The following is a 24,883-nucleotide window of genomic DNA, read 5'->3' on the forward strand; positions in this document are numbered from 1 at the left end:
TAAATAGAAAAGCCATGATTACTGAACAATCCGCACAGTTTTACGCCAACAGCGCTTCCAGCCATGACCTGGTGTACGACAAGCCCGAGCGCCAGGCCGACCTGGCCGCCATGCGCACCGACGTTGCCGAGGCGTTGCGCGGCCACGTGGTGCTGGAACTTGCCTGCGGCACCGGCTACTGGACCAGCATCATTGCCGGCAGTGCCGACTCGGTGGTAGCGACCGACATCAACCCGGAAATGATCGCGCTGGCGAACCTGCGCGCGCTGCCGGCCGACAAGGTGCAGTTTCGCGTCGCCGACGCCTGGAACCTGCCGGACGACATCGGCAGCTATACCGCCGTCTTCATCGGCTTCTGGTGGTCGCACGTCAAGCGAGAGCAGCAGGAAAAGTTTCTCGCGCACGTGCGCAGCAAGGTCGGCGATGTGGTGCTGGTGCTGCTCGATGATGTGTATGTGGAAGGCAGCAGCGAGACGGTCGCCCGCACCGACCTGGAAGGCAACACCTACCATATCCGCGTGGCGCCGGATGGCGAGCGTTATGAAATGCCGAAGACGTATCCGTCCGACAGCGCGCTGCGCAAGAAGCTGGCGTCGTCGGTGCGCGAGATCCGCATCACGCGGCGCGAGTATTACTGGTTGCTGACCTGCCGCCTGAAGTAAAGGACGAAAGTTAAGCGGACGGAAATGAAAAAAGGCTGGCCAGTGGCCAGCCTTTTTTCTTGCTTGCTTAGAACGTGTGGCGCACGCCGACCGTGAAGGCGGTCGGATCGGCGCCCAGTGCGGTAGCAACCGGCGTGACGTTGGTGCTCGACGAGTTCAGGCCGAAGGTGGCCAGGCCGTTGTTGCGCATCGACGCGTAGCTGGTGTACACGTTGGTGCGCTTCGACAGCGAGTAGCTGTAGGCGATCGCGAAGCCGTTGCCCTTGGCGCCGTTTTCGAACTTGTTCTGCTGCACGTTGACGAAGGCCTTGCCGGCGCCGAACGTCATCGCCGCGCCAATGTTGGCTTGCTCGAACTTGTTGTTGTTGCCGACCTGGTCGCCGACCAGGAAGTTGCCCTTGACTTCGAAGTTGCCGAACTTGTAGCCGGCGCCGAACGCGTATTCCTTGTCGTCGCCGGTGGCCAGGCGCTCGAGCACCTGGTAGCCGGCGCCGAGGAACAGCGCGCCGTTGGCATATTCGATCGCTACCCCCATCAGGTCGCCCGAAGGCTCGACGCTGCGTTCGCCTGCGCTGAAGCTTGCGCTGCCGGTGAAGCCGCTCATCTGGTTCGTCTTGTAGTTGACCGAGTTGCTGACGCGGCGGGTCAGGCGGTTGGCGTTGAACGCCGACAGGTTGCTGCCGTAGAAGCCCTGGCCGAAGATGTCCGAGCCGGCGGCGATGAACGAAATGGGCGTGTATTCGCGGCCGACGGTGACGGTGCCGAAGGCGCCTTGCAGGCCGACCACCGAGCGGCGGCCGAACAGGGCCGAGTCGCCGATGCCGGTGTCGAGCGCGAGGCCGGCTTCGACGTTGAACAGCGCTTTCAGGCCGTTGCCGAGGTCTTCCGTACCGCGAAAGCCGATGCGGCTGCTCGACTGGTTGCCGGAGTTGATGACCGTTTGGCTTTTTTCGCCAGTCGCGCCGGTGTCCTGGACTCCGACGGCGGCGTCCATGGTGCCGTATACCGCGACGTTCGATTGCGCTGCGGCCAGCATTGGCGCGGACACGATGAGGGCAACTGCCAGACGTTTGAATTGCATGTAGATCTCCAGAATGTAAAGCAACAAGATGGTTGGTTGACGATGAATACTCATGATCGACCGGGATCTTATCGAACCCATATGTCAACTTGATGACACGCGGCAATTTGGAGACAACAGGGAAATTCGGCCGGCGGCTCAGGCGTGCTCGTGCGGCTTCGGCAATGGCAGCACGATGTCGATGCGGGTGCCGGGTGGCTCGTCTGAACTGATGGTGATGTCGCCATCCATCGCCCACACGCGTTCGCGCATGCCGACCAGGCCGAGCGACTGGGCCTTTTCCATGTCGGCGGCGGCGATGCCGCGGCCGTCGTCGCGCACCGTCAGCAGCACTTCGCCGTCGACGCGGTACAGCGTGATGGTGACGTTGCTGGCGTAGGCGTGGCGGGCGATATTGGTCAGCGCCTCCTGCACGATGCGAAAGATCGCCGTGCTGGCCACGTTGCCGAGGCGCAGTTCGGCTTCGTCGGCGTATAGCGTGCAGGCAATGCCGTAGCGTTCGACGAAATCGTCGCGCAGGCCTTGCAGCGCGAAGAACAGGCCGCCCTCGTCGAGCGAGCGCGGGCGCAAGTTGGTGGCGATGCGGCGCAGCGAGGTGATGGCGGTGAGCAGGTTCTGCTCCATGCCGCGGATCAGGCGCGTGGCGGCGTCGCCGCTTTCCTGTTGCTGCAGCAGCGACAGGTCCATGCGCAGCGCGGCGAGCAACTGGCCGAGGTCGTCGTGCAGCTCGCGCGCGATGTGGGTGCGTTCTTCTTCGCGGATGGTCTGCAGCGCGGCCGACAGCTGGCGCAGCTGGGCGTGCGAGCGGGTCAGCTTGTCCTGCACCTGGTGGCGACCGGAGACGTCGCGCACGATGATGGTGTGGATCGGCGTGGCGCCTTCCACCACGGTCGACACCGAGCCTTCCAGCGGGAAAATTTTGCCGCCGCTGCGAATGCCGCTGACGGCGTAATCGGTGGCGCGCCGGCCGACGCGGCCGCCATCGCCGAAATAGGCGACGCCGCCGTCGCCCACGCTTGGCTGCGGCGTGATGAAGCGCGACAGCGGGCTGCCCTGCATGGCCTCGACGGTGCTGGCGAACATCGCCGCCGCCGACGGGTTTGCCATCAGGATGGCGTTGTCGGCGTCGGTGGAGATGATGGCGTCGCTGGCGTGCGCGATGATCTGGTCGCCGTGCTCATGGGCGCGGCGGGTCGTGCGGCGGCGGCGCGCCAGCGTGCTGCCGGCGGCCAGGCCGAGCAGCAGCATGGCCGGGCCGGGGAAGCGAAACAGTGACTTGATGAGTTCAAACATTGGCGGGCTTGCCGGTGATGGCTCGCGGATGCGGGCCCGGCGGTTACCTTACGGCGCGGTGGGATTTGGTCCTTGCGGGCGCGCAAACCGAGCGGTCAGACGGGGACGCCGAGTCCCCGATTGTTCCGTTCAGGGGATGACGGGGACGCCGAGGCCCCGGTGTAGTTGGCGCCAACGACGCCGGGGTCGCACCTGCGGACACCCTACATCTGCTTGAACAGGTGCAGGAAGCTGCGGCTCACTTCGAGCTTGTCGGACTTGCCCTTGATGAGCACCAGGTGGCGGCCGCGGATGTCGCGCGTGACGCCTTCGATGGCGTTGACGTTGACCAGCGTGGCGCGGTGGATCTGCCAGAACAGCGACGGATCGAGCTCCTCAGCCAGGTCGCGCACGGGCTTCCTGATCAAGGCTTCGAAACGCTCGGTCTGCACGCAGGTGTATTTTTCGTCGGAGCGGAAGAACAGGATGTCTTCCACCGGAATCATGCGCAGGTCCTGGCCGATGCTGGCCTGGATCCATTGCAGGTAGGCCGGCTTGGGCGCGGCCATCTTTTCTGCCAGCTGCGACAGCATCTGCGTGACACTGTCGCTGACCACCGCGGCAGCCTTCGGCTTGGCGAGGCGCTCCTTGAGGCGGTCGACAGTCAATTGCAAGCGCTCCTGCTCGGGCGGCTTGAGCACGTAATCGACCGCGCCGCGCTCGAACGCTTCGACCGCGTACTGGTCGTAGGCGGTGACGAAGACGATGTTGCTCTGGCCGCCGATCTGGCGCGCCGCTTCCATGCCGGTGATGCCAGGCATGCGGATGTCGAGGAAGGTCAGGTCGGGTTTGAGCCGGGTGACGAGCTCAACAGCCTCTTCGCCATTCTTGGCTTCGCCGACAACTTCCAGTTCGGGCCATACCTGGTTCAGGCGCATACGCAGCTGGTCGCGCATCAATCTTTCGTCGTCGGCAATAATTGCAGTTGGCATAGTCGGTTGGGCTGGTGAGGTGAATGCCAATTATTCAACGAATCGGCGCTTTAATCAATCGTTACGTGGGCTACCTGGTCGGCTGCGACGTCTGGTACGGCACTTCGACGGTGGCGATCACGCCGCTTGGCGCGTTGGCGGCGATGTGCAGATGACCCTGGTCGCCATGGAGCAGCTTGAGCCGTTCGCGGATGGTCGGCAGGCCGAGGCCGGTGCCATCGCTCGGCACCACGCCGAAGCCGACGCCGTCGTCGGCGACGATGACGCGCAGCTTGTTGCCGGCCGCTTCGGCGGAAATTTTCAAGGTGCCGCCCTCCGGTTTGCACTCGAGGCCGTGCTTGATCGCGTTCTCGACCATCGACTGCAGCATCATCGGCGGGAAGGCGGCGCTGCGCAGGTCGTCGGGGATGCGCAGGTCGACCGTCAGGCGTTCTTCCATGCGCATCTTCAGCAGGCTCAGGTACGCCTTGACCATGTCGACTTCGCGCCCGAGGTTGGTGACGACGACGTTGTCGCGCATTTGCGGCAGCACCGCGCGCAGGTACTGGATCAGGCTGCGCTGCATTGCCGCCGCGCGCGGCGGGTCGGTCTCGATCAGGTGCTCGACCGAGGCGAGCGTGTTGAACAGGAAGTGCGGCTCGACCTGCGCCTGCATCATCTGCATCTTCGCTTCCGACAGCTGGCGCTGCATCGATTCGCGTTCGACCGCGGCGTTGGCGGTCTGGGTCAGCGCTTCGGCGCGCTTCTTGCCGCCGACCAGCGCCTTGGTGGCGAACAAGGCCAGCACCAGCAGCGACACGAAACTGTTGAACCAGGTCGAGGCCTGCTTGTGGTAGCGCGTCACCTTCGCTTCGGCCGCTTCGTTGACGGCCGTCTCAATCGCGTTCGACAGCTCCTCGCCGATCTGCGGCGGCAGCGGAATGTGGACTTCGCCGCTGCCGGCGCGCACCGGCGGCACCGGCCTGGCGGGCGTTGCCGGCGGTACCGGCAGCTCGGCATCGGTGGGCGGCTCGACCGTGGCCTTGCCCTTTGCGCGCGAGCTGAACCGGATGCCGCTCTCGTCGATCAGGATGTTGCTGTCTTCCTTGCTGTTGGCCTTGTGGTCGGAGCGCACGACAACTTCCTCGCCGCCGGCGGAAAACAGTTCGTCCTGCAGGATCTTGCCGGCGATCAGCGCGACGACGGCAAAAAAGAAGAACTTCCACCACGACAGCTGGCTGACCCAGGTGGCCGTGGCGTCGAAAACGCGGTACAGCCAGCCGAGGATGCTGGTGAAAGTGCGGGGAGTGAGGCGCCTAGCTTGCATTGGGTGGTCCGTGAGCGTCGAAGATTAGTGCATCGCGAGTGTAACTGCTAGCGCCGCCGCGTGCTGCTAAAAATGCATCCCGACGCCGTCAGCACTGTTGGGATGATGCAACTGTATGCGAAGCGACGCGGCGGCGGGCGTCGTTTGCGACAGCCTGCACGATTGGCGGGGTGGATTGCATCAGGCCGCGGCGCAGGCGCGCAGCAGTTGTTCGGCGGCGTCGGCGCTGAGCGGCTCCTTGTAATAGATGCCCTGCATTGCGTCGCAGTTGTTCGATTTGAGGAAATTCATCTGCGCGCGCGTTTCGACGCATTCGGCAATCACGGTCAGGTTCATGTTGTGGCCAATGTCGATCAGGCTCTTGGCGATAATGCCGCAGTGCGTTTCGGCGCAAATCTGGTGGACCGCCACTTTCGCCAGCTTGACGTGCGATAACGGCAACTTCTGCAAATAGTTCAGGTCAGACAAGCCGTTGCCGAACGCGTCGACCGAGCGCAGAACGCCCAGCTCGCTCAGTTGCGCCAGCATTTCGGCGCCGCGCAGGTGGTTGGTGACCAGGCCTTCCTCGCGCACTTCAACGTCAAGGCTGGACGGCGCAATGCCGAAGCGCGCCAGCGTATCGGCCACCTGGTCGACATAGCGGCCGCGCGCGTATTCGCGTTGCGACACATTGATCGACACCGGCAGCTGGCCGAAGCCGGCCTTGCCGAGGCGCTGCAGGAATGCGCAGGTGTGCTGCAGGACGACGTTGCCAAACGGGACGATCATGCCGTTCTCTTCCGCGTCGGGCAGGAACGACGGTGGCAGCAGCACGCCTTTCTCTGGATGGTTCCAGCGCAGGAACGCCTCGAAGCCACTGATGTGTCCCGTGCGCAGCGAAATTTTTGGCTGGAACACCAGGAACAGTTCGTTCCTGTCGACCGCGGCGCGCATGCCATCCTCGAAGCGGTGCTTCGCTTCGCTGGTCGATTTCATCTCCTGCGAAAAGAAATGGACCTCGTTCTGGCGGGTGGCCTTGGCGTGGTACATCGCCACGTCGGCCGCGCGCACCAGCTCGAAGGCGGTGGCGCCGTCGTGCGGGTAGACGCTGACGCCGATCGCCGCGCCGACGGCGATTTGATGCGGGCCGAACACGACTGGCCGGGACATGCAGCTGCGCAAGCGCTCGACCATGCGCAAGGTGAAGCGCAGCGACGGCTGGTTGACCAGCACCAGCACGAACTCGTCGCCCGACAGGCGCGCCACGGTATCGCTGTCGCGCACCGACGACAGCAGCCGGTTGGCGACGACGGTGAGCACTTCGTCGCCGGCTTCATGGCCGAGCGTGTCGTTGATTTTCTTGAAGCCGTTCAGGTCCATCAGCACGGTGGCCACCAGCGTCTTGTTGCGCTGGGCCATATGGATCGCCTGGTCGAGCCGGTCCCACAGCAGTGTGCGGTTGGCCAGGCCGGTCAGCGCGTCATGGTGCACTTCGTGCTCGAGCAGGGCGGTGCGCTGCTTGAGTGCGGTGATGTCGTTGATGACGCCGATGAAATGGGTGATGCGGCCTTTCTCGTCGGCGACCGGGGTGATGGTCAGGTCGTTCCAGAACAGCACGCCGTCCTTGCGCTGGTTGCGGAACGTGACGTTGACTTCGCGGCGCTCGTCGATGGCGCGACGCAGCAGCAGGCGCGCTTCCGAATCCATGCCCGGCGCGGCCATGAAGCGCGAATCGCGGCCGATCGCTTCGTCGAGCCGATAGCCGGTGATGCGCTCGAAAGCGGGGTTGACGTATTCGATCGGATTGTCGCGGCCGCTGCAGCGGGTGATGACGATGCCGTTGCTGGCGGCGTGCAGCGCGCGCTCGCGCAGGCGCAGCTGCTGCTCCTGCTGGTGGCGCACCGAGATGTCGAGTCCCATGCCGCACAGGTAATGCGTGCCCTTGCATTCGATGCGTGCGCCGGTGAGCAGGTAGGGCGTGCCCTTGCCGTCCTTGTCGAGCAGGTTCGCCTCGATAAAAACTTGCTCGCCGCGCTCAAACACCTGGCGGACCTTGCCGGCGATCATGGCTCTTTCGGTCAGGTCGAACATGTCGCCGGCGTGCGCTGTGTGCATCTTTTCGGTGGAAAAGCCGGTGACGGTTTCGAGTGTTCTGTTCCACAAAGCAAAAGTGGAGTCCTCGCGCAGCACATAAAAGGTGCCCGGCAGGACGTTGATGATCGAGTGCAGCGGCATGCTGCTGATCAGTTCGCCTTCGCTGCTGTGGCGCTGCAGGGTGAACATGGCGACACAGGCGGTCGCTGCGCCGTCGGGACCTTGTTGCGGCGCAAGGGTCACTTCGGCCTGGCGGACGGCGCCATCGGCGGCGGCCAGTTCGACGTCGATGGCAAGCGGTTCGCAGGCGCCGTTCAGTGAGGCGAGGTGGCGTGCGAACGAGGCGCCGCTCGCTTCGGTGAGCAGCGACTGCGCGGCGTGGTTGGCGATGTCGGCCGCGCCGATGCCAAACAGGTCTTCACAGCCCTGGTTCCAGGTCACGATGGCGCCCGCGTCGTTGATCAGGAACGCGGCGCGGGTCGTCGGCGCGCTGGCAAGCATGGGGTCCTTCGGTTTCTTGTTGCGTTCTCGCTAGGAACTAGTTGGACAGGCGAAGTAGAGATTCGTTCCTGCACGGCTCACCCGAGCGGCTGGCGCGAAAAAAAAACCACGGCGTGCCGTGGCTTTTTCATCGCAGCGGCCGCTTAGGCGGCGACTTCTTCACGCTCGGGCAACGCGATCTGGTTGTCCTTGCTGAACTGGTAGTCCTTGAACACGTGCTCGGCCGACAGGATCTGGTACTTGCTGTCAGCGAGCTTGTGGGTCGTGTCCTTCAGCCGGTAGGTGTAATGGCCGCAGGTCCAGCAGTTGAAGTTGCGCATGTGCGTGCACAGGCAGGTCTTGTCCATCACCACGACCGTCTTCGTGTCCGGGTTGGCCAGCACTTCGCGGTTGTACGAGTTGATGTACGAACAGTTGCCGGTGGCATCGAGCAGGTAGCCGTAGGATTCGCAGCCAGGACGGATGCCGGAACCAATTGCCGGCGTGCTCTTGAGCATGCGCATCGGATAGCCGGTCGGCGAAATGCCGTTGACGATGATGTCGTCCTCGGTCGCGCGTACGTATTCCTGCTTGACGCTGTCGGGCAGGCCGCATTCGTGGGTGATGGTGAAACGGGTCGCCACCTGGACGGCGCCGGCGCCTTTTTCGAGGAAGCCGACCGCATCGGACCCGGTGAACACGCCGCCGGCCGCAATCACCGGAATCTGCAGGTTTTCGGCGCGCATGAAGGCGTGCACCTCGTCCATGATGGTGTGCAGGTCGAATTCGGCCCAGTCGAGGCCGAAGCCAAGGTGGCCGCCGGCCAACGGGCCTTCGACGATGACGTAGTCAGGCAGACGGTCGAGCTTGGCTACCTTGCGCAGGAATAGTTGCAGCGCGCGCACCGACGACACGATGATGCCGAGCTTGGCGTCGCGAAAGCGCGGGTGGTCGGCGATCAGCGCGAACGAACCGAGGTGCAGGCCGGCCGACATGGTGATGCCGTCGACGCCGGCGTCGAGCGCAGCAACCAGGCGCGTGCGCAAGGTTTCCTTCGGCGAATTCATCGTCAGCTTTTCCATGCAGTTGACGAAGATGAGGCCATCGCCACGCTTCGCTTCCATGGTCTTGCCGACGTGCAGCATCGTCGCCTCGGCCAGGCGCGCCAGGTCGAACTGGACGACTGCCTTGTCCATGTTGTTGATGTTGAACTTGTAGGTCTTGGTTTTTTCCTTGACGAAGCTCGTGTCGAACTTGCGGTCGGAAACGTCTTGCACCATTGCATCGGAAATATGGCCGATTCCGCCCAGGCGGCACACTTCCAGCGCCAGCTCGGAGGTCGAGATATCGACGCCCATGCCGCCGATCATGATTGGCACATATTCCTTATTGCCTAGACGCAGGCGGAAATCATCAACACATTTCATTGCAATCCTTAAACTACTACCGACCAAGATGACTGTTTTCTACTACCGCGCTGAACGGACGAGTTTGCGCACCCCTCAATTCTACCCTAAGCGCGTTTGGGTTTCCGGGCTGCGAACGGCGTGCGAGCCGTCCATCGGGGTCAGACCCAGGTCTGACCCCGATGGACTGTCCCTGCTCGAGGCCGGCTCGCGCGGGTCGAATCAGTCGCGGAAGTTGTTGAACTCGAGCGGCATGTCCGGCACGTCCTTGCGCAGCATGGCCATCGCGGCCTGCAGGTCGTCGCGCTTGGCGCCGGTGACGCGCACCGCTTCGCCCTGGATGCTGGCCTGGACCTTCATCTTGCTGTCCTTGATGACGCGCACGATCTTCTTGGCGTCGTCGCTTTCGATGCCATTCTTGATCTTGATGACTTGTTTGACCTTGTCGCCGCCGATCTTTTCGATCTTGCCCGGGTCGAGGAAGCGCACGTCGACCTTGCGCTTGGCCAGCTTGTTGGTCAGCACGTCGCGCACCTGTTCGAGCTGGAAGTCGGCGTCGGCGAACGCGGTCAGCTCGTTGTCCTTCTGCTCGACCTTGGCGGAGCTGCCCTTGAAATCGAAACGGGTGGTGATTTCCTTGTTGGACTGCTCGACCGCGTTCTTCACTTCAATCATGTCTGCTTCGGAGACGACATCAAACGAGGGCATGGTAAATTCCTTTTTCTTGCAGATTATGAATGGCGATAGTTTAACGGACAACCGGGCCGCAGCCCGTTGCGCCGGGCGCTTTTTTAGCGGTTCAGGCATCGTTTCCAATTATAATCGTCGAAACTACGACACCGCCATGCTCCCAGACCTCGCTATTGCCCACGATTTTTCCCTCAAATCCTGCAACACCTTCGGCATCGACGCGCGCGCACGCCGCTACCTGCGCATCCATAGCGTGGCTGAACTGTCTGCCGCGCTGGCCGATCCGGCGCTGGCGGGCATGCCGCGACTGCTGCTGGGCGGTGGCAGCAATATATTGCTGACGGGCGACTTCGACGGCGTCGTGCTGCACATGGCCATCGAAGGGCGCGAGGTGCTCGGCGAGCGCGGCGGCCACACGCTGGTGCGCGCCGCGGCCGGCGAAAACTGGCACGGTTTCGTGCAGTGGACGCTGGCGCAAGGGCTCGGCGGCCTGGAAAACATGTCGCTGATCCCCGGCACGGTGGGCGCCTCGCCGATCCAGAACATCGGCGCCTACGGCGTCGAACTGAAAGACGTGTTCGATGCCGTGACGGTGTACGACATCGCCAGCGGCCAGTTGCGCAGCATGGACGCGGCGGCGTGCCGCTTCGGCTACCGCGACAGCATCTTCAAGCACGCCGATGGCGCCGGCCTGGTCATCGTCGACGTCACCTTCGCGCTGCCGACCGCCTGGGCGCCGAACCTGCGCTATGCCGAACTGGCGCAGGCGGTGGTGCAGGCCGGCACGGCGGCGCCGAGCGCGCAGGGCATCAGCGAGACGGTGGTGGCGATCCGGCGCCGCAAGCTGCCCGATCCGGCCGTCATCGGCAACGCCGGCAGCTTCTTCAAGAATCCGGTCGTCTCCAGCGCGCGCTGCCAGCAGTTGCTGGCGGCGTTTCCGGCGCTGGTGCATCACGCGCAGGCCGACGGCAGCGAAAAGCTGGCCGCCGGCTGGCTCATCGACCAGTGCGGCTGGAAGGGCAGGAGCCTGGGCGCGGCCGGCGTCTATCCGAAGCAGGCGCTGGTGCTGGTCAACAACGGCGGCGCCACCGGGGCGGAAGTGCTGGCGCTGGCCAACGCGATCCGCGCCGACGTTGCCGCCCGCTATGGCGTCACGCTGGAAGCCGAACCGGTGTTCGTCTAGCCGAGAACGCCAGCTTTTTTTTAGCCGAAGTGGCAGATGTAGCTGAGCGTGTCGAGCGTCTCGATGTCGAACGAGGCAGTGGCGGCGACGGCGAACTGCTGGCCGGCGCCAAACTCCTGCCAGCCGGACGCGCCCGGCAAGCGCACGCGGCAACGGCCGGCGGCGATTTCCATGATTTCCGGCGCCCCGGTGCTAAACGTCAAGGTCGACGGGAAGATGACGCCGACCGACTTGCGGCTGCCATCGGCGCACACGACCGTGTGCGACACGCATTTGCCGTCGAAATAGATGTTGGCGTTGGCGGTGACGCTGACGTTGTCGAGTGTGCTCATGGTTTTTCCTCTGGTGCCGGAGCGACGATGACCTGGTTGCGGCCGTCGTTCTTGGCGCTGTAAAGGGCCTTGTCGGCGCGCGCGACCAGGCCCTCGGCGGAGCCGTCTTTCGACGGCACGATGCTGGCCACGCCGATCGACATGGTGATGATGCCTTTTGGCGACTGCGGGTTGTCGATCGCCAGCTGCTCGATGTGGGAACGGCAGGCGTTGGCGATCAGCAGCGCGCCCTCGAGGCCGGTATCTGGCAGCACAATGGCGAACTCTTCGCCGCCGTAGCGCGCGGCAACGTCGGCCGGGCGCAACAGGTGTTCGGTCAGCACCGCCGCCGCCTTTTTCAGGCACAGGTCGCCGGCCAGGTGGCCGAAGCTGTCGTTGTAGACCTTGAAGCAGTCGATGTCGCACATCAGCAACGACAGCGGCTTCTGGTCGCGCTTGCCGCGCTGCCACTCCGAGCGCATCACTTCGTCGAAGCGGCGACGGTTGGCGATGCCGGTCAGGCTGTCGAGCGCGGCCAGCTTTTGCAGTTCGATGTTGGCGTCGGCCAGATTTTTCTGGCTGGCGCGCAGGAACTGGAACGCTTCGTCGCGCTGCAGGCGCGAAATGTAGGCGGCCGAGTGGTAGCGGATGCGCGCGAGCAGTTCGAGCCGGTCGGGCAGCTTGACGACGTAATCGTTGGCGCCGACGGAAAAGCTGTGCGCCTTCAGCTTGGCGTCGTCCTTGGCCGACAGCACGATGACGGGCACATGCCGCAGGGCCGGATCGTCGCGGTAGCCGCGGATCAGGGTGAAGCCGTCCGAGTTGGGCATCACCAGGTCCTGCAGGATCACGGTCGGCTGCAGCTGCAGGGCAGTGGCGGCGGCGTCCGCGGCGTCGGTGACGTAATGAAATTCGATGTCGCTCTGGTCGCTCAGCATGCGGCGCACCGCCTCGACGATGATCAACTGGTCGTCGACCAGCAGCACGCGTACTTTGAATTGGGTAACGCCCTGGTCTTCAAAGGTGCTCGCGGCGATGACATCGGACATTTTGTTACTTTCGTGATCATGTAAACGGGACATCGTTACGGTTGACGCATGCCAATTTTACTGCGCAACGCAGTCGAAATGTTTTCTAGTGACATTATTCGTTCCGCCGCATCGAGTTCGGCCGCCGCCCGCGGCATGCCGTAGACGGCGCTGCTGGCCTGGTCCTGGGCAATGGTCGCCTTGCCGGCATGGCGCATCGCCAGCAGGCCGCTGGCGCCGTCGCGGCCCATGCCGGTCAGCAGCACGCCGGTGGCGTCCTGCGTCCAGTGCGCCGCCACGCAGCGGAAGAACACGTCGACCGACGGCCGGTAGGCGTAGTCGAGCGGATCGGCGTCGTAATGCAGCCGGTGGCGCGGCGACAAGGTCAGGTGGTCGTTGGTGCGCGCCACCAGCACCACGCCGGCCTCCAGCGCGTCGCCGTCGTCGATGGCGCGCACCGGCATGGCGATCTGCTCGCCGAGCCACTTGGCGAAGTGGCCGGCGAAGTTGGCGTCGATGTGCTGCACCACGACGATGGCGGTGCCATTCGCCGGGGTCCAGCCGGCCAGCACCTTGGCGATCGCACCCGGTCCGCCGGTGGAGGCGCCGATCGCCAGCAGGTGGCGGATGGCAGCGCCGGCGATGGGGGGCGCCGGCGATGGCGCCTGGTCGCCGGCGCTGACGCGAATCAGCTTGCCGATGGTCTTGATCTTGGCCAGCAGGGCGGTGTCGCCACCGGCCGCGCTCAGCTCCGGTGTGGCGGTGACGTCGAGCGCACCGGCGCCGAGCGCGCGAAACACCTGGCTGACATTGTCTTGCGGGCGCGCGGTGACGATCAGGATCGCGCAGGGCGAGGCCTGCATGATCTGGCGCGTGGCCTCAACGCCGTCCAGTTCCGGCATGTTCAGGTCCATCAGCACCAGGTCGGGCCGGTTCTCGGCGCACAGGCGGACCGCTTCCTTGCCGTTGCGCGCCACCCACAGCACCTCGTGCCCGCGGCCGGCCACGACCGCGCGCCGCAGCGCCTCGGCCGCCATGGCGACGTCGTTGGCGATGCCGATCTTCATGCGCCGGCCTCGCCGATCAGGTCGAGCACCGCGTCGAGCAGCGTCTCGTCGTGGAAGCTGCCCTTGGTCAGGTAGTAGTCGGCGCCGGCGGCCATGCCGCGCGCGCGGTCTTCCGGCCGGTCCTTGTACGACACGATCATCACCGGCAGCTTGTGCAGGCGCGGGTCCTTGCGGATCAGGCCGACCAGCTCGACGCCGTCCATGCGCGGCATGTCGACGTCGGTGACGACCAGGTCGTAGTCGCCGCCGCGCACCACGTTCCAGCCGTCGATGCCGTCGATGGCGATGTCGACCTGGTAGCCGCGCCCGAGCAGCAGCTTGCGCTCCATCTCGCGCACCGTCAGCGAATCGTCGACCACCAGGATGCGCTTGGCCTCGCGCTGTTCGTGCGCGCCCTGCGACATCTGGTGCAGCGCGCCTTCGCTGAGCAGCTTCTCGATCGACAGCAGCAGGTCGGCGCAATCGAGGATCAACACCGGTGCGCCGTCGTCGAGCAGGGCGGCGGCGGCGACGTCGCGCAGCTTGCCGAACAGCGGCTCGAGCGGCTGCACCGCCAGGCTTTGCTCGCCGCGGATGGCGTCTACCACCAGCGCGTAGCGCTGGTTGGCCGAACCACCGACGCCGATCACCACCACCGCCAGTTCGCTCACGCCAGGGGCCATCTGGCCCAGTTCGAGCACCTGCGCGGCCGACACCAGGCCGAGATGCTCGCCGTTGTAGTCGAAGAACTGCTTGCTCTCGAGCGTGTGCAGCTGCGACTGCGCCAGTTTGAGCACCCGCTCGACCTTGACGATCGGGATCGCGTACGCCTCGCCCTGGATGTCGATGACCAGCGCGCGCACGATCGACTGCGTCAGCGGCAGCGTGATCGAGGTACGAAAGCCGTGGCCGGGTTCGGAGTCGATGCGCACGTTGCCGTTCTGCGCGCGCACCGCCTGCTGCACGATGTCGAGGCCGACGCCACGGCCGGAAATGGCGCTGGCCGTTTCCTTCAGGCTGAAGGCGGGCAGGAACAGGAACTCCATCAGTTCGGCTTTCGACATCGCCGCCGCCATCGGCGCGCTGGCCAGCTTGCGCCGCACGACGGCGTCGCGGATGCGTTCGAGGTCGACGCCGCGGCCGTCGTCGCTGATGACGATCGACAGCATGCCATTGCGGTGGCGCGCTTCAAGCCGAACGGCGCCGGCGGCCGGCTTGCCGGCGGCGCGCCGCTCGTCGGCGCTCTCGAGACCGTGGTCGACCGCGTTGCGCAGCATGTGGTTGAGCGGGCCTTCGATATTGGCCAGGATGTCGCGGTCGACCAGCGTGTCTTCGCCGGTGATGGTCAGTTGCGCTTCCTTGCCCAGGCTGCGCGCCAGGTCGCGCACCATGCGCGCAAACGCATGCACGCCGTCGCGGAAAGGGCGCATGCGCAGCGCCAGCACTTCGTCGATCAGGTTGTTCGACACGCTCAGCACGCGCCGCTCGTAGCCGTCCAGGTCGGCCATGTGGTCGTGCAGGAACTGCTTGAGCGCGTGGGTCTTCTGCAGCGCCAGCGCCGATTTTTCGACCAGCGCCGGGTCGGCGCTGCGCACCAGCGCCTCATGCAGCTGCTCGATCGACTGGAACAGGCTGGACTGGTTGCGCTTGAAGCGCTGCAGCGACGCCATCGTCGGCTGCAGCTGGTGGGCGTTGATGCGCGTTTCGCTCGCCAGTGCCAGCAGCTGGTCGAAGTTCTGCACAGGCGCGCGCGGCCCCTGCGGCGCGGCCTCGGCCGCCGGCGCTGGCTGTGCCGGCGCCGGCTCGAGCGGCGCTGCCGGCTGCGCGGCAGGGGTGTCGTGCAGTACCGCGACCTGCGCGATCGACTCCATCGTGGCGCTGATGCGCGCCGCATTCTGGCCCAGCCAGCCGGCAACGGCGTCTTCGGCGAGGGTGGCGCACTGCACGATCAGGTCGACCGCGGCCAATAGCACGTCGATGCGGGCCGGCGACAGCTGCAAGCTGCCGCTTTGCGCGGCGACGAAGGCGTCTTCCATGCGGTGCGCCAGTTGCACCACGACGTCGAGGCCGACGATGGCCGCGGCGCCCTTGATCGAATGGGCCGCGCGCATCAGCGACTCGGTGGTAGCGTCGTCGTAGGCGCCGCGCTCGATCGCCAGCAGGGCGTCGGTCAGGATGCGCGCCTGACCGTCCGCTTCCATGCGGAACAGGTCCATCATCGAGAAGGCGCTGAGGTCGTCCTGGTCCATGCTCATCGCAGCAACCTCGCCAGCTGGTGGCCGATCAGCGCCTCATCGAGCACGCCGATGCGCATCTCGCCTTTCGCCATCACGCCCGTCAAAAAGCGGTGCAGTCCCTTGTTGATGGTCGCCGCCGGCGCCGCCAGGGCCCCTTGCGCGTAGCGCTCGATGCCGTGCAGGTCGGCCACCGGCAGCGCGAACGAGCGGCCTTCCCATTGCATCACCAGCAGGCGGGCGAACACGTGGCGCCCGCTCGCCGCCGGCGTATCGTGTTCGTCGATGCCGAGCATGGCGCCGAGCGACATCAGCGCAGTTAGCTTGCCGCCGACGCTGACGACGCCGAGCAGGCCTGGCGCGGCGCGGTGCGGCAGGCGGTGGCCGGTGGCGAGCGGGGCGACCGAACCGACGGCGCGGGTCGGCAATGCCAGCCACTCGCGGCCGATGCGAAACACCAGCGCCGACTGGTCGAGCGTGGCGCGCTGATCGGCCTTTTCGCGGAAGTGGCCGGCCCACTCGCGCCGGTAAGCGGCGTCGATCGGGCGCTGCAGGTTGCGCTGGGCGGCGGCGGAATAGACGTCGCAGTTGCGGCAGTGGACGTGCTGCGCGAGCCGGGCGCAACTCTGGTCGCCGCTGACGCCGATGCGGTTCCAGCAATCGTCGATCGCCGGCGTGTTCATCGGTTGATTCATCGGCTTTGCCCCGCGCGGCGTTCGAACAAGCGCGCGGCGCGCTGGCGAAATACGCCGGCCTGCGCGGCGTCGCCGGTCTGTTCGGCCAGCAGGGCCAGGTGGCACAGCGCGTCGTAGTGGTCCGGCTGCAGGTAGACGCAGCGGCGCCAGTAGTCGTCGGCCGCGTCGCTGTTGTGCTGGGATGCGCTGATCACCCCTAGCAGGAAGTAGGCGCCGGCCGAGTTCGGGTCGGCCGCCAGCAGCGCATGGCACGATGCAATCGCCTCCCGATAGTGGCCGCGGTCGGCCTGGCGGCGCGCGTCGGCCAGCAGGCTGGCGCAGTCGAGCGCTACCGGCGCCAGCGCGGGCGCCGCCCTGGCAGCGCCGGCCGCCGGCGCCTTCGCTGCCTTGCGTGGCGCCGGTGTCGCCGCGGCGGCGCACGGTTTGGCGACCGGCGCCGGCGTGGCGCCGGCCTTTTGCAGCGCGAACGCGCCGGGCAGGCGCAGCGGCGCAAAACCGTTGCGGCAGAACGCCGGCACTTCGGCGTAGCCGGCGAACAGCATGCCGTCGTCGGCCAGCAGTGTGCCAAGCACCGCGATGGCGGCGGTGGTGGTCGGGTCGTCGAAATAGATCAGCAGGTTGCGGCAGAAGACGACGTCGTAGCGGCCGGCCGCGCTGGCGCTGTCGAACGCGAGAAGGTTGGCCTGCGAGAAGGTCACCTGCGCGCGCAGCTCGTCGCTGATCTGGTATTCGTCGCCGCGGCGGCTGAAGTAGCGTTCGCGGAAAGCCAGGTCGGCGCCGCGAAAGGCGTTGCGCGTGTAGCGCCCGGCGCGCGCGCGTTCGACCGCCACCATCGACAGGTCGGCCGCTTCGATGCGGTAGGCGCCGGCGTGTACGCCGGCGTCGCACAGCGCCATCGCCATTGAGTACGGCTCCTCGCCGCCGGCGCACGGCACCGACAGGATGCGCATGACGCGGCCCGGCTGCGCGGCGAGCTGCTGCTGCACGAAGGCAGTGGCGGCGCTGAACGCGCAGGAGTCGCGGAACATCCACGATTCGGGCACCACCACCAGTTCGATCAGCGCCGCCAGTTCGGCCGGCGAGAGCTGCTGCAGGTATGCGGAGCTGTCGGATATGCCGCAGCGGGCCATGCGTTCGCGCAGCGCGCGCTCGACCACGTGCTCGCTCAGGTCGAGGCCACTGGCGCGCTGCAGCAGTTCGCGCGCGTTCATGCCGGCGTTTCCTGGAACAGCTGCGCGCTGACCTCGGGCGCGAGCAGGCGCTCGATGTCGACCAGCTGCAGCATGGCGCCGGTGCCCGGCGCCACCTGGCCGAGGAAGGGCGCGGCCTTGACGCCACTGTCGGCCAGCGCGTTGTCGTCGAGCGTTTCGATGCCGATCACGTGTTCGGCCAGCAGGCCAAGCTGGCGCGTGGCGCCACCGCCGAGCGGATAGTCGACCAGGATGATGCGGGTGTCGAACCAGACCTGCTCGGGCGCCATGCCGGCCAGGCGCGACAGGTCGATCACCGGCACCGGCGCGCCGTGCAGGTCCATCAGGCCGGCGACGAACCAGGGCGCCAGCGGCAGGTGCTTCAGTTCGAGCGCCGGCAGCACGCGCGCGATCGCGCCCAGGCGCAAGCAGTAGCGGTCAGGCCCGATCGAAAACACCAGCACTTTCATTGCCGTCCTTAGCTGTTGACGGCGAAGGTGGCGACCGACGACTGCAGGTCGCCGGCGGCGTACTGCAACTGGTGCACCGCTTCGCTGGTGGCCTTGAGCGACTCCACCGTCTGCTGGGTGGCGTCGTTAAGCTGCATCATGGTGTCGGAAATTTGCGAGGCGCCGACCGCCTGCGACTGCATCCCCTGCAGCACCAGGTCGAACTGCGGCGCCAGTTTCTGCACCTGGTCCATCACCGACGACAGCTGCTCGGCGACCTGGCGCACTTCGCCGACGCTGCGGCGGATCTCTTCCGAAAATTTGTCCATCCCCATCACGCTGGCCGACACCGCCGACTGCATTTCCTTGAGCATCTGGTCGATGTCCCAGGTCGACACCGACGTCTGGTCGGCGAGGCGGCGAATTTCGGTCGCCACGACCAAGAAGCCGCGGCCGGCGTCGCCGGCCTTTTCGGCCTCGATGGCGGCGTTCAGCGACAGGATGTTGGTCTGGTCGGCGACTTTCGTGATCGTGATCAGCACACTGTTGATGTTGCTGGCCTTTTCCGACAGGGCGGCCAGCTTGGCGTTGATCGAGTCGGTGGCCGAGACCATGCGCTGCATGGTCAGGTCCATGCGCTTGAGGTTATTCTGGGCGTCGGCGGTGGCGCTGGTGGTGAAGTCGGCCACCGCGGTGGCGTCTTCCATGGTGCGCAGCAACTGGGTGGTGTTGGCCGAAATCTCCTTGGTCGTCGACAGGATCTCGATGCTGGTCTGCGCCTGCTCGATGCCGGTCGCCTCCTGCTGCTTGGCCGAGGCGGCAATTTCGGTGGCCGAGGTGGTGACCTGGATGCCGGCCTTCTGCACGTCGTTGAGCAGGCGGCGCAGGTTGACAAACATGGTTTTGAGACCGTCGCCGAGGCGGCCGATGGCGTCGCTGCCGCTGATCGCCACTTCGCCCGTCAGGTCGCCCGACGCCGCCTTCGACACCACGCCGAGCAGCGAATCGACCTTGCCGCGCAATTCGTTGGTCGCCGCCAGTTCCTTGGCCTGGCTGTCCTGGATGGCCTGCGCCATGCGGTTGAATTCGACGGCGACCTTGCCCAGTTCGTCGTTGGCGCCGACGTCGGCGCGCGCGCCCTGGTCGCCGCTTGCGATCTGGCCCACCGCGCGGGTCAGGTTGTTGAGGGGGTGGAGCAGGGCGTGGGTCAATAGATAGGCAATCAGCACCGCCAGCGCCAGGCAAACCAGGCCGCCGACGCCGAGCAGCAGGAACATGGCGTGCTGCAGCGCGGCCGATGCCTCGGTGCGCATGGCGAGGAGGCGCGTTTCTTCGTCGGCGATTTCGCCGATCAGCTTGCGGATGTCCGCCACCATGCGCGCACCATTGATCACATCGGCGGCGCTGTCAACCTGCTGCGAAACGCCTGCGGTCTTGTTCAATTCGCGGCGCTTGGCGATCAGCGGCGTGATCACGTTGTTGATCCAGTTGTCGAGCATCGGCTCGAGGCGGCGCAGGCGCTGCTGCTGGGCGGCATTGTCGGCCGTGAGGGCAAGCGTCTTGGCAAGGTGGGCGCGCGCTTCTGCCTCCTCCTTTTCGATCGGCAGCACCAGCGACTCGTTACCGGTCAATATGAAGCCGCGCGTGGAGGACTGGACCTGCAGCATCGAGGTGGTGATGTGGTTCGTTTCAAGCAGCACTTCGAGGGTGTGGCGGTCCCACTGGTTCGCCTCGGATAGCTTGGAGAAGTTGTTGTAGGCCAGCGCGAGCAAGAGCAGGAAGATGGCGGCAATGGCGCCGATGCCGAACGTGATTTTGCTCTTGATGCGCAGGTCTTTAAACATGGGTTCTCCGGATACGGTATTGATCGCCGTCAATGTAACATTTTGGCGGCTCGGCGGGATGATTCCACTGAGAAACGTGGTTTTTTGGCGCGTGAAAAAAAGGCCGCCCGCAGGCGGCCTTGTCATGTCAACATGTTTACTGGCCGCGCTTGGCGCGCGCCACTGCGGCGATGCGCATGCGCAGCGCATTGAGCTTGATGAAGCCGCCGGCGTCGGCCTGGTTGTAGGCGCCGCCGTCTTCGTCGAAGGTGGCGATGTTCATGTCGAACAGCGAGTCGGTTTTCGAATCGCGCGAGACGACCGACACGCTGCCCTTGTAGAGCTTGACGCGCACCCAGCCGTTGACGCTCTGCTGGGTATGGTCGATCAGCGTCTGCAGCGCGACGCGCTCCGGCGCCCACCAGTAGCCGTTGTAGATCATCGACGCGTAGCGCGGCATCAGGTCGTCCTTCAGGTGCGCCACTTCGCGATCAAGCGTGATCGATTCGATCGCGCGGTGCCCCTTGAGCATGATGGCGCCGCCCGGGGTTTCGTAGCAGCCGCGCGACTTCATGCCGACGTAGCGGTTCTCGACCAGGTCGAGGCGGCCGATGCCGTGCTTGCCGCCGAGGCGATTGAGTTCGGTCAGCACCGCCGCCGGCGACAGGCGCACGCCGTTCAGCGCGACGATGTCGCCCTTTTCGTATTCGATGTCGAGGTATTCGGCTTTGTCCGGGGCCGCTTCCGCGCTGACGGTCCAGCGCCACATCGTCTCTTCCGCTTCGGCGCTCGGGTTTTCCAGGTGGCGGCCTTCGAAGCTGATGTGCAGCAGGTTCGCGTCCATCGAGTACGGCGCGCCGCCGTTCTTGTGCTTCATGTCGACGGCGATGCCGGCGTCCTCGGCGTACTTCAACAGTTTTTCGCGCGACAGCAGGTCCCACTCGCGCCACGGCGCGATGATCTTGACGTCCGGTTTGAGCGCATAGGCGCCCAGTTCGAAGCGCACCTGGTCGTTGCCCTTGCCGGTGGCGCCGTGCGAGATGGCGTCGGCGCCGGTTTCGTTGGCGATCTCGATGAGGCGCTTGGCGATCAGCGGACGGGCGATCGAGGTGCCGAGCAGGTATTCGCCTTCGTAGACGGTATTGGCGCGAAACATCGGGAACACGAAGTCGCGCACGAACTCCTCGCGCACGTCGTCGATGTAGATGTTCTCCGGCTTGATGCCGAACTTGATCGCCTTGGCGCGCGCCGGCTCGAGCTCTTCGCCCTGGCCCAGGTCGGCCGTGAAGGTGACGATTTCGCACTGGTAGTTATCCTGCAGCCATTTCAGGATGACCGAGGTATCGAGGCCGCCCGAATAGGCGAGAACTACTTTTTTAATGTCGCTCATGATGCTTCCGTAGAGTGGTGTTGAATTGGGATTAGCGCCCGGAGATTTCGCCCAGCAGCAGGTATTCGATCAGCGCCTTTTGCACGTGCAGGCGGTTTTCGGCCTCGTCCCAGACAACCGACTGCGCTCCGTCGATGACCGCGGCGGCCACTTCCTCGCCGCGGTGCGCCGGCAGGCAGTGCATGAACAGGGCGTCGGCGCTGGCGCGCGCCATTTTTGGGGCGTCGACCATGAAGCCGTCGAAGGCCTTCAGGCGCTCGGCGTTTTCCTTCTCGTAGCCCATGCTGGTCCAGACGTCGGTATTGACCAGGTGCGCGCCCTGGCAGGCGTCGGACGGATTGTCGAAGAAGGTGTAGCGCGTTGTCGCCACCAGCGACGGATCGATGTCGTAGCCTTTCGGCGTCGACACGTTCAGGTGGAAGCCGAAGATCTCGGCCGCCTGCAGCCACGAGTACAGCATGTTGTTGGCGTCGCCGATCCAGGCGACGGTCTTGCCGGCAATCGAGCCGCGGTGCTCGACGAAGGTGAAGATATCGGCCAGCACCTGGCACGGATGGTGTTCGTTGGTCAGGCCGTTGATCACCGGGACGCGCGAATTGGCGGCGAAGCGCTCGATGATGTCCTGGCCGAAGGTGCGCACCATGATGATGTCGCACATGCGGCTCATGACCTGGCCGGCGTCTTCGACCGGCTCGCCGCGGCCAAGCTGGCTGTCGCGCGTGTTGAGGTAGATGGCGGCGCCGCCCAGCTGGTGCATGCCGGCTTCGAAGGACAGGCGCGTACGCGTCGAGTTCTTCTCGAACACCATCACCAGGGTGCGGTCGATCAGCGGGTGGTAGACCTCGTAGTTCTTGAATTTGCGCTTGATGATCTTGGCGCGCTCGATGACGTACTCGAATTCGGCCAGCGTGAAGTCGGAGAACTGCAGGAAGTGCTTGATCGGTTTGGGCGTGGTCATACTGGCAACTTTGAGGCGAATAGCTCTTGATTATAAGGCGTTTATGGCCGAGGGGTCAGACCCGGTGTGGCATATAAAGGGTCTGACCCCTAATACAGCGTCTGTGCCGATTCGTGCAGCAGCTGGCCGTACAGTGCATGGCGGAACCTGGCGATCTTGCCTTCGGCGACAGCGGTCAGCACCGCGCACTGCGGCTCGATCAGGTGGCGGCAGTTGTAGAACTTGCAGCCGCCCAGGTAGGGCTTGAACTCGACGAAGGCGCGCTCGAGCATGCCCTCGCTCAGGTGGTACAGGCCGAATTCCTGGAAACCGGGCGAGTCGATGATCGACGCGCCGCCGCCAAGCGCGTACAGCCGCGTGAACGTGGTCGTGTGTTTGCCGGTGTCGAGCGCCGCCGAAATCTCGCGCACGGCGATGTCGGCGTCCGGCACCAGCAGGTTGATCAGCGACGACTTGCCCATGCCGGACTGGCCGATGAAGATCGACGACTCGCCCTCGAGCAGCGGCATCAGCGTCGCCACCGCGTGCTCCGGATTGGCGCGCGCCGATACTTCATGCAGCGGGTAGCCGAGCGAGGTGTAGGCCAGCAGGCGTTCGCGCGCCTTCGGCAGAAGCTCGGCGACGTCGGTCTTGTTGAGGATCAGGTGGGCCTCGATGCCGGCCGCTTCTGCCGCCACCAGCGAGCGCGAAATCAGGTCGTCGGCAAAACCCGGTTCGGTGGCGACGACGATGAACAATCGCGTCAGGTTCGCCGCCAGCAGCTTCGACTTGTACTGGTCGGAGCGGTACAACAGCGTCTTGCGCTCGGCAATCGACTCGATCACGGCCTGGTCTTCCGACGTCATCTTGAGGTTGACGACGTCGCCGACCGCGATGTTGGTCTTTTTGCCGCGGGTGACGCACTGCAGTTTGCGGCCGTCGACGTCGGCCAGGTAATGGCGCCCGTGGGCGGCGATGACGGTGCCGGTCAAACCGGTCGCGCCGCTCATGCGCCGGCCCGCAGCGCGTAGATCGCGTTGGTCTTGGCCGCGCAGATGAAGTCGTTTTGCGAGAGGGCGCCGCCGGCCGAATGGGTGTGGTAGCTGACGACGCAGTTCTTGTACGTCACGCTCAAGACCGGATGGTGGTCCTGCTGGTGGACCATCTCGGCGAGCGAGTTGACGAACTTGATCGTCTCGTGATAATCGCGGAAGGCGAAGTTGCGGCGCAGGTAGCCGTCTTCGATGCTCCAGCCGGGGACTTCAGGCAGGGCGGCGTCGATCGCCGGCTGGGCCAGCGCCGGGGCGCCTTCGATGCAGTGTTGGTCGAGCAGGGTCATTGGGCCGCCAGGTTCAGGTGCCGGATCCGCACGGTGGCGGGGGGATGGGAATCGTAGAACGCCGAGTGCAGCGGATCGGGCGTCAGCGTGGAAGCGTTATCTTCGTACATCTTGACCAGCGCCGACACCAGGTCGCGTGCGTCGGTGTGGGTGGCGGCGAAGGCGTCGGCCTCGAACTCGTGCTTGCGCGAGGTGATCGAGGTCAGGGGCGAGAGCGCGAAGGTAAAGATCGGCAGCACCAGCATGAACAGTATCAGCGCCATGGCGTCGCTGGCGAACAGCGGGTCGACGCCGAGGCCCTGGTAAAACCAGGTCTGCGTCCTGAGGTAGCCGAGCAGCGCGAGAAAACCGAGCGACACGGCGAACATGACGGCGATGCGCTTGATGATGTGCTTGAGCTTGAAGTGGCCCAGTTCATGCGCCAGCACCGCTTCGATTTCCTGCGGCGCCAAGCGGGCGAGCAGGGTGTCGAAGAAGACGATGCGCTTGTTGGCGCCGAAGCCGGAAAAGTAGGCGTTGCCGTGCGCGCTGCGCTTGGAGCCGTCCATCACGAACAGGCCCTTGGAGGCGAAGCCGACACGCTGCATCAGGCCTTCGATGCGGCTTTTCAGGCTGTCGTCGGCGAGCGGGGTGAATTTGTTAAACAGCGGCGCGATCACGGTCGGGAACAGCACCATCATCAAGAGCTGAAAGCCGCTCCACACCAGCCAGGCGTACAGCCACCACAGCGCGCCGGTTTTTTCCATCAAGGTGAGGACGATCCAGATCAGCGGCAGGCCGATCGCCGCGCCGATCAACACGCCCTTGGCCATGTCGGCCAGCCACAGCTTGCAGGTCATCTTGTTGAAGCCGAAACGTTGTTCCAGCACGAACTGGCGATAGTAATCAAATGGCAAGTCGAGCAGGCCGGAGATGGCGGCGAACGCCACCAGCAGGCTGATTTGATACGTCATGCCGGGGCCGCTGATCGGCGCCAGCGTCACGGCCAGCCACTGCAGGCCGCCCATCAGCGTGAAGCCGATCAGCACGGCGCTCGAAAACAGCAGCGAGACGAGGCCGAGCTTGGTCTTGGCAACGGTGTAGTCGGCCGCCTTCTGGTGGGCGGCGAGGGGGATGCTGGAAGCGAATTCGGCCGGTACCTGGGCGCGATGGGCGAGCACGTGGCGCACATGCCGGTTTGCCAGCCAGAAGCGCAACATCAAGGTCAAAAGGAAGAAACCGACAAACAAAACCGAAAACGCGAGTGAATACATTCTGTGCCTGTGAGAAAATGCAGGATTGATTAGGCCAAGAGAG

21 protein-coding genes and 1 pseudogene are annotated in these 24,883 nt (G+C 65.1%); 2 read left to right on the forward strand and 20 right to left on the reverse strand.

Translation table 11 applies throughout. The features are described 5' to 3' along the window. Window positions 1-5: 5 nt before the first annotated feature. Window positions 6-662: pseudogene (locus tag ACP7DD_RS07515) on the forward strand (class I SAM-dependent methyltransferase); the annotation flags it as partial. A gap of 67 nt (window positions 663-729) precedes the next feature. Here the strand turns inward: ACP7DD_RS07515 and ACP7DD_RS07520 are convergent. The 7 genes from ACP7DD_RS07520 to ACP7DD_RS07550 form a co-directional block, all read right to left on the reverse strand. Continuing rightward, complete coding sequence (locus ACP7DD_RS07520) at window positions 730-1,743, reverse strand: porin (RefSeq protein WP_426174095.1); 1,014 nt, start codon at window positions 1,741-1,743, stop codon at window positions 730-732. 138 nt (window positions 1,744-1,881) lie between these two features. Next, window positions 1,882-3,036: an ATP-binding protein gene (locus ACP7DD_RS07525; protein ID WP_426174096.1), complete on the reverse strand. Its 1,155-nt coding sequence runs from the start codon at window positions 3,034-3,036 to the stop codon at window positions 1,882-1,884. 203 nt (window positions 3,037-3,239) lie between these two features. Beyond that, complete coding sequence (locus ACP7DD_RS07530) at window positions 3,240-4,007, reverse strand: LytR/AlgR family response regulator transcription factor (protein ID WP_426174097.1); 768 nt, start codon at window positions 4,005-4,007, stop codon at window positions 3,240-3,242. 70 nt (window positions 4,008-4,077) lie between these two features. Beyond that, entirely contained in the window at window positions 4,078-5,313 is a 1,236-nt protein-coding gene (locus ACP7DD_RS07535) for a sensor histidine kinase (protein ID WP_426174098.1), read from the reverse strand. 180 nt (window positions 5,314-5,493) lie between these two features. Continuing rightward, window positions 5,494-7,887, reverse strand: coding sequence for a sensor domain-containing protein (locus tag ACP7DD_RS07540; RefSeq protein WP_426174099.1), 2,394 nt, complete (start codon window positions 7,885-7,887; stop codon window positions 5,494-5,496). 143 nt (window positions 7,888-8,030) lie between these two features. Beyond that, entirely contained in the window at window positions 8,031-9,293 is a 1,263-nt protein-coding gene (locus tag ACP7DD_RS07545) for a nitronate monooxygenase (RefSeq protein ID WP_426174100.1), read from the reverse strand. 201 nt (window positions 9,294-9,494) lie between these two features. After that, window positions 9,495-9,980, reverse strand: coding sequence for a YajQ family cyclic di-GMP-binding protein (locus ACP7DD_RS07550; RefSeq protein WP_426174101.1), 486 nt, complete (start codon window positions 9,978-9,980; stop codon window positions 9,495-9,497). Window positions 9,981-10,116: 136 nt separating this feature from the next. Between ACP7DD_RS07550 and murB the strand changes: the two genes are divergently transcribed. Next, window positions 10,117-11,145, forward strand: coding sequence for a UDP-N-acetylmuramate dehydrogenase (murB, locus tag ACP7DD_RS07555; RefSeq protein ID WP_426174102.1), 1,029 nt, complete (start codon window positions 10,117-10,119; stop codon window positions 11,143-11,145). A gap of 20 nt (window positions 11,146-11,165) precedes the next feature. On the opposite strand, the gene ACP7DD_RS07560 is transcribed toward murB, so the two are convergent. From ACP7DD_RS07560 to ACP7DD_RS07620, 13 genes are all read right to left on the reverse strand, one after another. Continuing rightward, entirely contained in the window at window positions 11,166-11,477 is a 312-nt protein-coding gene (locus tag ACP7DD_RS07560) for a pyrimidine/purine nucleoside phosphorylase (protein ID WP_426174103.1), read from the reverse strand. Continuing rightward, a complete protein-coding gene (locus tag ACP7DD_RS07565; RefSeq protein ID WP_426174104.1) occupies window positions 11,474-12,505 on the reverse strand; it encodes a diguanylate cyclase in 1,032 nt (343 codons plus the stop codon). Before ACP7DD_RS07565 ends, ACP7DD_RS07560 begins: the two co-directional genes overlap by 4 nt. A 35-nt stretch (window positions 12,506-12,540) precedes the next feature. Continuing rightward, window positions 12,541-13,551 (reverse strand): chemotaxis-specific protein-glutamate methyltransferase CheB, encoded by a 1,011-nt coding sequence (gene cheB, locus ACP7DD_RS07570; RefSeq protein WP_426174105.1) that lies wholly within the window; start codon window positions 13,549-13,551, stop codon window positions 12,541-12,543. Then, window positions 13,548-15,785: a hybrid sensor histidine kinase/response regulator gene (locus ACP7DD_RS07575; protein WP_426174106.1), complete on the reverse strand. Its 2,238-nt coding sequence runs from the start codon at window positions 15,783-15,785 to the stop codon at window positions 13,548-13,550. Before ACP7DD_RS07575 ends, cheB begins: the two co-directional genes overlap by 4 nt. Further along, a complete protein-coding gene (locus ACP7DD_RS07580) occupies window positions 15,782-16,459 on the reverse strand; it encodes a chemotaxis protein CheW (protein WP_426174107.1) in 678 nt (225 codons plus the stop codon). Before ACP7DD_RS07580 ends, ACP7DD_RS07575 begins: the two co-directional genes overlap by 4 nt. Then, window positions 16,456-17,670 carry a CheR family methyltransferase gene (locus tag ACP7DD_RS07585; protein WP_426174108.1) on the reverse strand — a complete coding sequence of 405 codons (1,215 nt, stop codon included), beginning with the start codon at window positions 17,668-17,670 and terminating at the stop codon, window positions 16,456-16,458. Before ACP7DD_RS07585 ends, ACP7DD_RS07580 begins: the two co-directional genes overlap by 4 nt. After that, window positions 17,667-18,119: a chemotaxis protein CheW gene (locus tag ACP7DD_RS07590; protein WP_426174110.1), complete on the reverse strand. Its 453-nt coding sequence runs from the start codon at window positions 18,117-18,119 to the stop codon at window positions 17,667-17,669. Before ACP7DD_RS07590 ends, ACP7DD_RS07585 begins: the two co-directional genes overlap by 4 nt. An 8-nt stretch (window positions 18,120-18,127) precedes the next feature. After that, window positions 18,128-19,942, reverse strand: a complete 1,815-nt coding sequence (locus tag ACP7DD_RS07595) for a methyl-accepting chemotaxis protein (protein ID WP_426174111.1) — start codon at window positions 19,940-19,942, stop codon at window positions 18,128-18,130. 136 nt (window positions 19,943-20,078) lie between these two features. Then, window positions 20,079-21,311, reverse strand: a complete 1,233-nt coding sequence (locus ACP7DD_RS07600) for an argininosuccinate synthase (RefSeq protein ID WP_426174112.1) — start codon at window positions 21,309-21,311, stop codon at window positions 20,079-20,081. Window positions 21,312-21,342: 31 nt separating this feature from the next. Continuing rightward, window positions 21,343-22,269, reverse strand: a complete 927-nt coding sequence (gene argF, locus ACP7DD_RS07605; protein ID WP_426174113.1) for an ornithine carbamoyltransferase — start codon at window positions 22,267-22,269, stop codon at window positions 21,343-21,345. A gap of 89 nt (window positions 22,270-22,358) precedes the next feature. Next, on the reverse strand, window positions 22,359-23,258 hold the full coding sequence (rsgA, locus tag ACP7DD_RS07610) for a ribosome small subunit-dependent GTPase A (RefSeq protein ID WP_426174114.1): 900 nt from the start codon (window positions 23,256-23,258) through the stop codon (window positions 22,359-22,361). Then, the gene (locus tag ACP7DD_RS07615) at window positions 23,255-23,587 is read right to left on the reverse strand and encodes a 4a-hydroxytetrahydrobiopterin dehydratase (protein WP_426174115.1); all 333 of its coding nucleotides are present in this window, start codon (window positions 23,585-23,587) and stop codon (window positions 23,255-23,257) included. Before ACP7DD_RS07615 ends, rsgA begins: the two co-directional genes overlap by 4 nt. Beyond that, complete coding sequence (locus ACP7DD_RS07620) at window positions 23,584-24,840, reverse strand: M48 family metallopeptidase (RefSeq protein ID WP_426174116.1); 1,257 nt, start codon at window positions 24,838-24,840, stop codon at window positions 23,584-23,586. The genes ACP7DD_RS07615 and ACP7DD_RS07620 overlap by 4 nt, the downstream gene beginning before the upstream one ends. Window positions 24,841-24,883: the final 43 nt, after the last annotated feature.

This window comes from Massilia sp. TWR1-2-2, assembly GCF_049897565.1.
GTDB lineage: Bacteria > Pseudomonadota > Gammaproteobacteria > Burkholderiales > Burkholderiaceae_D > JAFCUW01.

Coding starts and splice junctions, on each gene's coding strand:
- ACP7DD_RS07545 (WP_426174100.1), bottom strand. CDS start 9,293: ATGAAATGTGTTGATGATTTCCGCCTGCGTCTAGGCAATAAGGAATAT.
- ACP7DD_RS07525 (WP_426174096.1), bottom strand. CDS start 3,036: ATGTTTGAACTCATCAAGTCACTGTTTCGCTTCCCCGGCCCGGCCATG.
- ACP7DD_RS07535 (WP_426174098.1), bottom strand. CDS start 5,313: ATGCAAGCTAGGCGCCTCACTCCCCGCACTTTCACCAGCATCCTCGGC.
- ACP7DD_RS07560 (WP_426174103.1), bottom strand. CDS start 11,477: ATGAGCACACTCGACAACGTCAGCGTCACCGCCAACGCCAACATCTAT.
- ACP7DD_RS07530 (WP_426174097.1), bottom strand. CDS start 4,007: ATGCCAACTGCAATTATTGCCGACGACGAAAGATTGATGCGCGACCAG.
- rsgA (WP_426174114.1), bottom strand. CDS start 23,258: ATGAGCGGCGCGACCGGTTTGACCGGCACCGTCATCGCCGCCCACGGG.
- argF (WP_426174113.1), bottom strand. CDS start 22,269: ATGACCACGCCCAAACCGATCAAGCACTTCCTGCAGTTCTCCGACTTC.
- ACP7DD_RS07520 (WP_426174095.1), bottom strand. CDS start 1,743: ATGCAATTCAAACGTCTGGCAGTTGCCCTCATCGTGTCCGCGCCAATG.
- ACP7DD_RS07550 (WP_426174101.1), bottom strand. CDS start 9,980: ATGCCCTCGTTTGATGTCGTCTCCGAAGCAGACATGATTGAAGTGAAG.
- ACP7DD_RS07540 (WP_426174099.1), bottom strand. CDS start 7,887: ATGCTTGCCAGCGCGCCGACGACCCGCGCCGCGTTCCTGATCAACGAC.
- ACP7DD_RS07615 (WP_426174115.1), bottom strand. CDS start 23,587: ATGACCCTGCTCGACCAACACTGCATCGAAGGCGCCCCGGCGCTGGCC.
- ACP7DD_RS07575 (WP_426174106.1), bottom strand. CDS start 15,785: ATGAGCATGGACCAGGACGACCTCAGCGCCTTCTCGATGATGGACCTG.
- ACP7DD_RS07620 (WP_426174116.1), bottom strand. CDS start 24,840: ATGTATTCACTCGCGTTTTCGGTTTTGTTTGTCGGTTTCTTCCTTTTG.
- ACP7DD_RS07580 (WP_426174107.1), bottom strand. CDS start 16,459: ATGAATCAACCGATGAACACGCCGGCGATCGACGATTGCTGGAACCGC.
- ACP7DD_RS07600 (WP_426174112.1), bottom strand. CDS start 21,311: ATGAGCGACATTAAAAAAGTAGTTCTCGCCTATTCGGGCGGCCTCGAT.
- ACP7DD_RS07595 (WP_426174111.1), bottom strand. CDS start 19,942: ATGTTTAAAGACCTGCGCATCAAGAGCAAAATCACGTTCGGCATCGGC.
- ACP7DD_RS07590 (WP_426174110.1), bottom strand. CDS start 18,119: ATGAAAGTGCTGGTGTTTTCGATCGGGCCTGACCGCTACTGCTTGCGC.
- ACP7DD_RS07565 (WP_426174104.1), bottom strand. CDS start 12,505: ATGTCCGATGTCATCGCCGCGAGCACCTTTGAAGACCAGGGCGTTACC.
- murB (WP_426174102.1), top strand. CDS start 10,117: ATGCTCCCAGACCTCGCTATTGCCCACGATTTTTCCCTCAAATCCTGC.
- cheB (WP_426174105.1), bottom strand. CDS start 13,551: ATGAAGATCGGCATCGCCAACGACGTCGCCATGGCGGCCGAGGCGCTG.
- ACP7DD_RS07585 (WP_426174108.1), bottom strand. CDS start 17,670: ATGAACGCGCGCGAACTGCTGCAGCGCGCCAGTGGCCTCGACCTGAGC.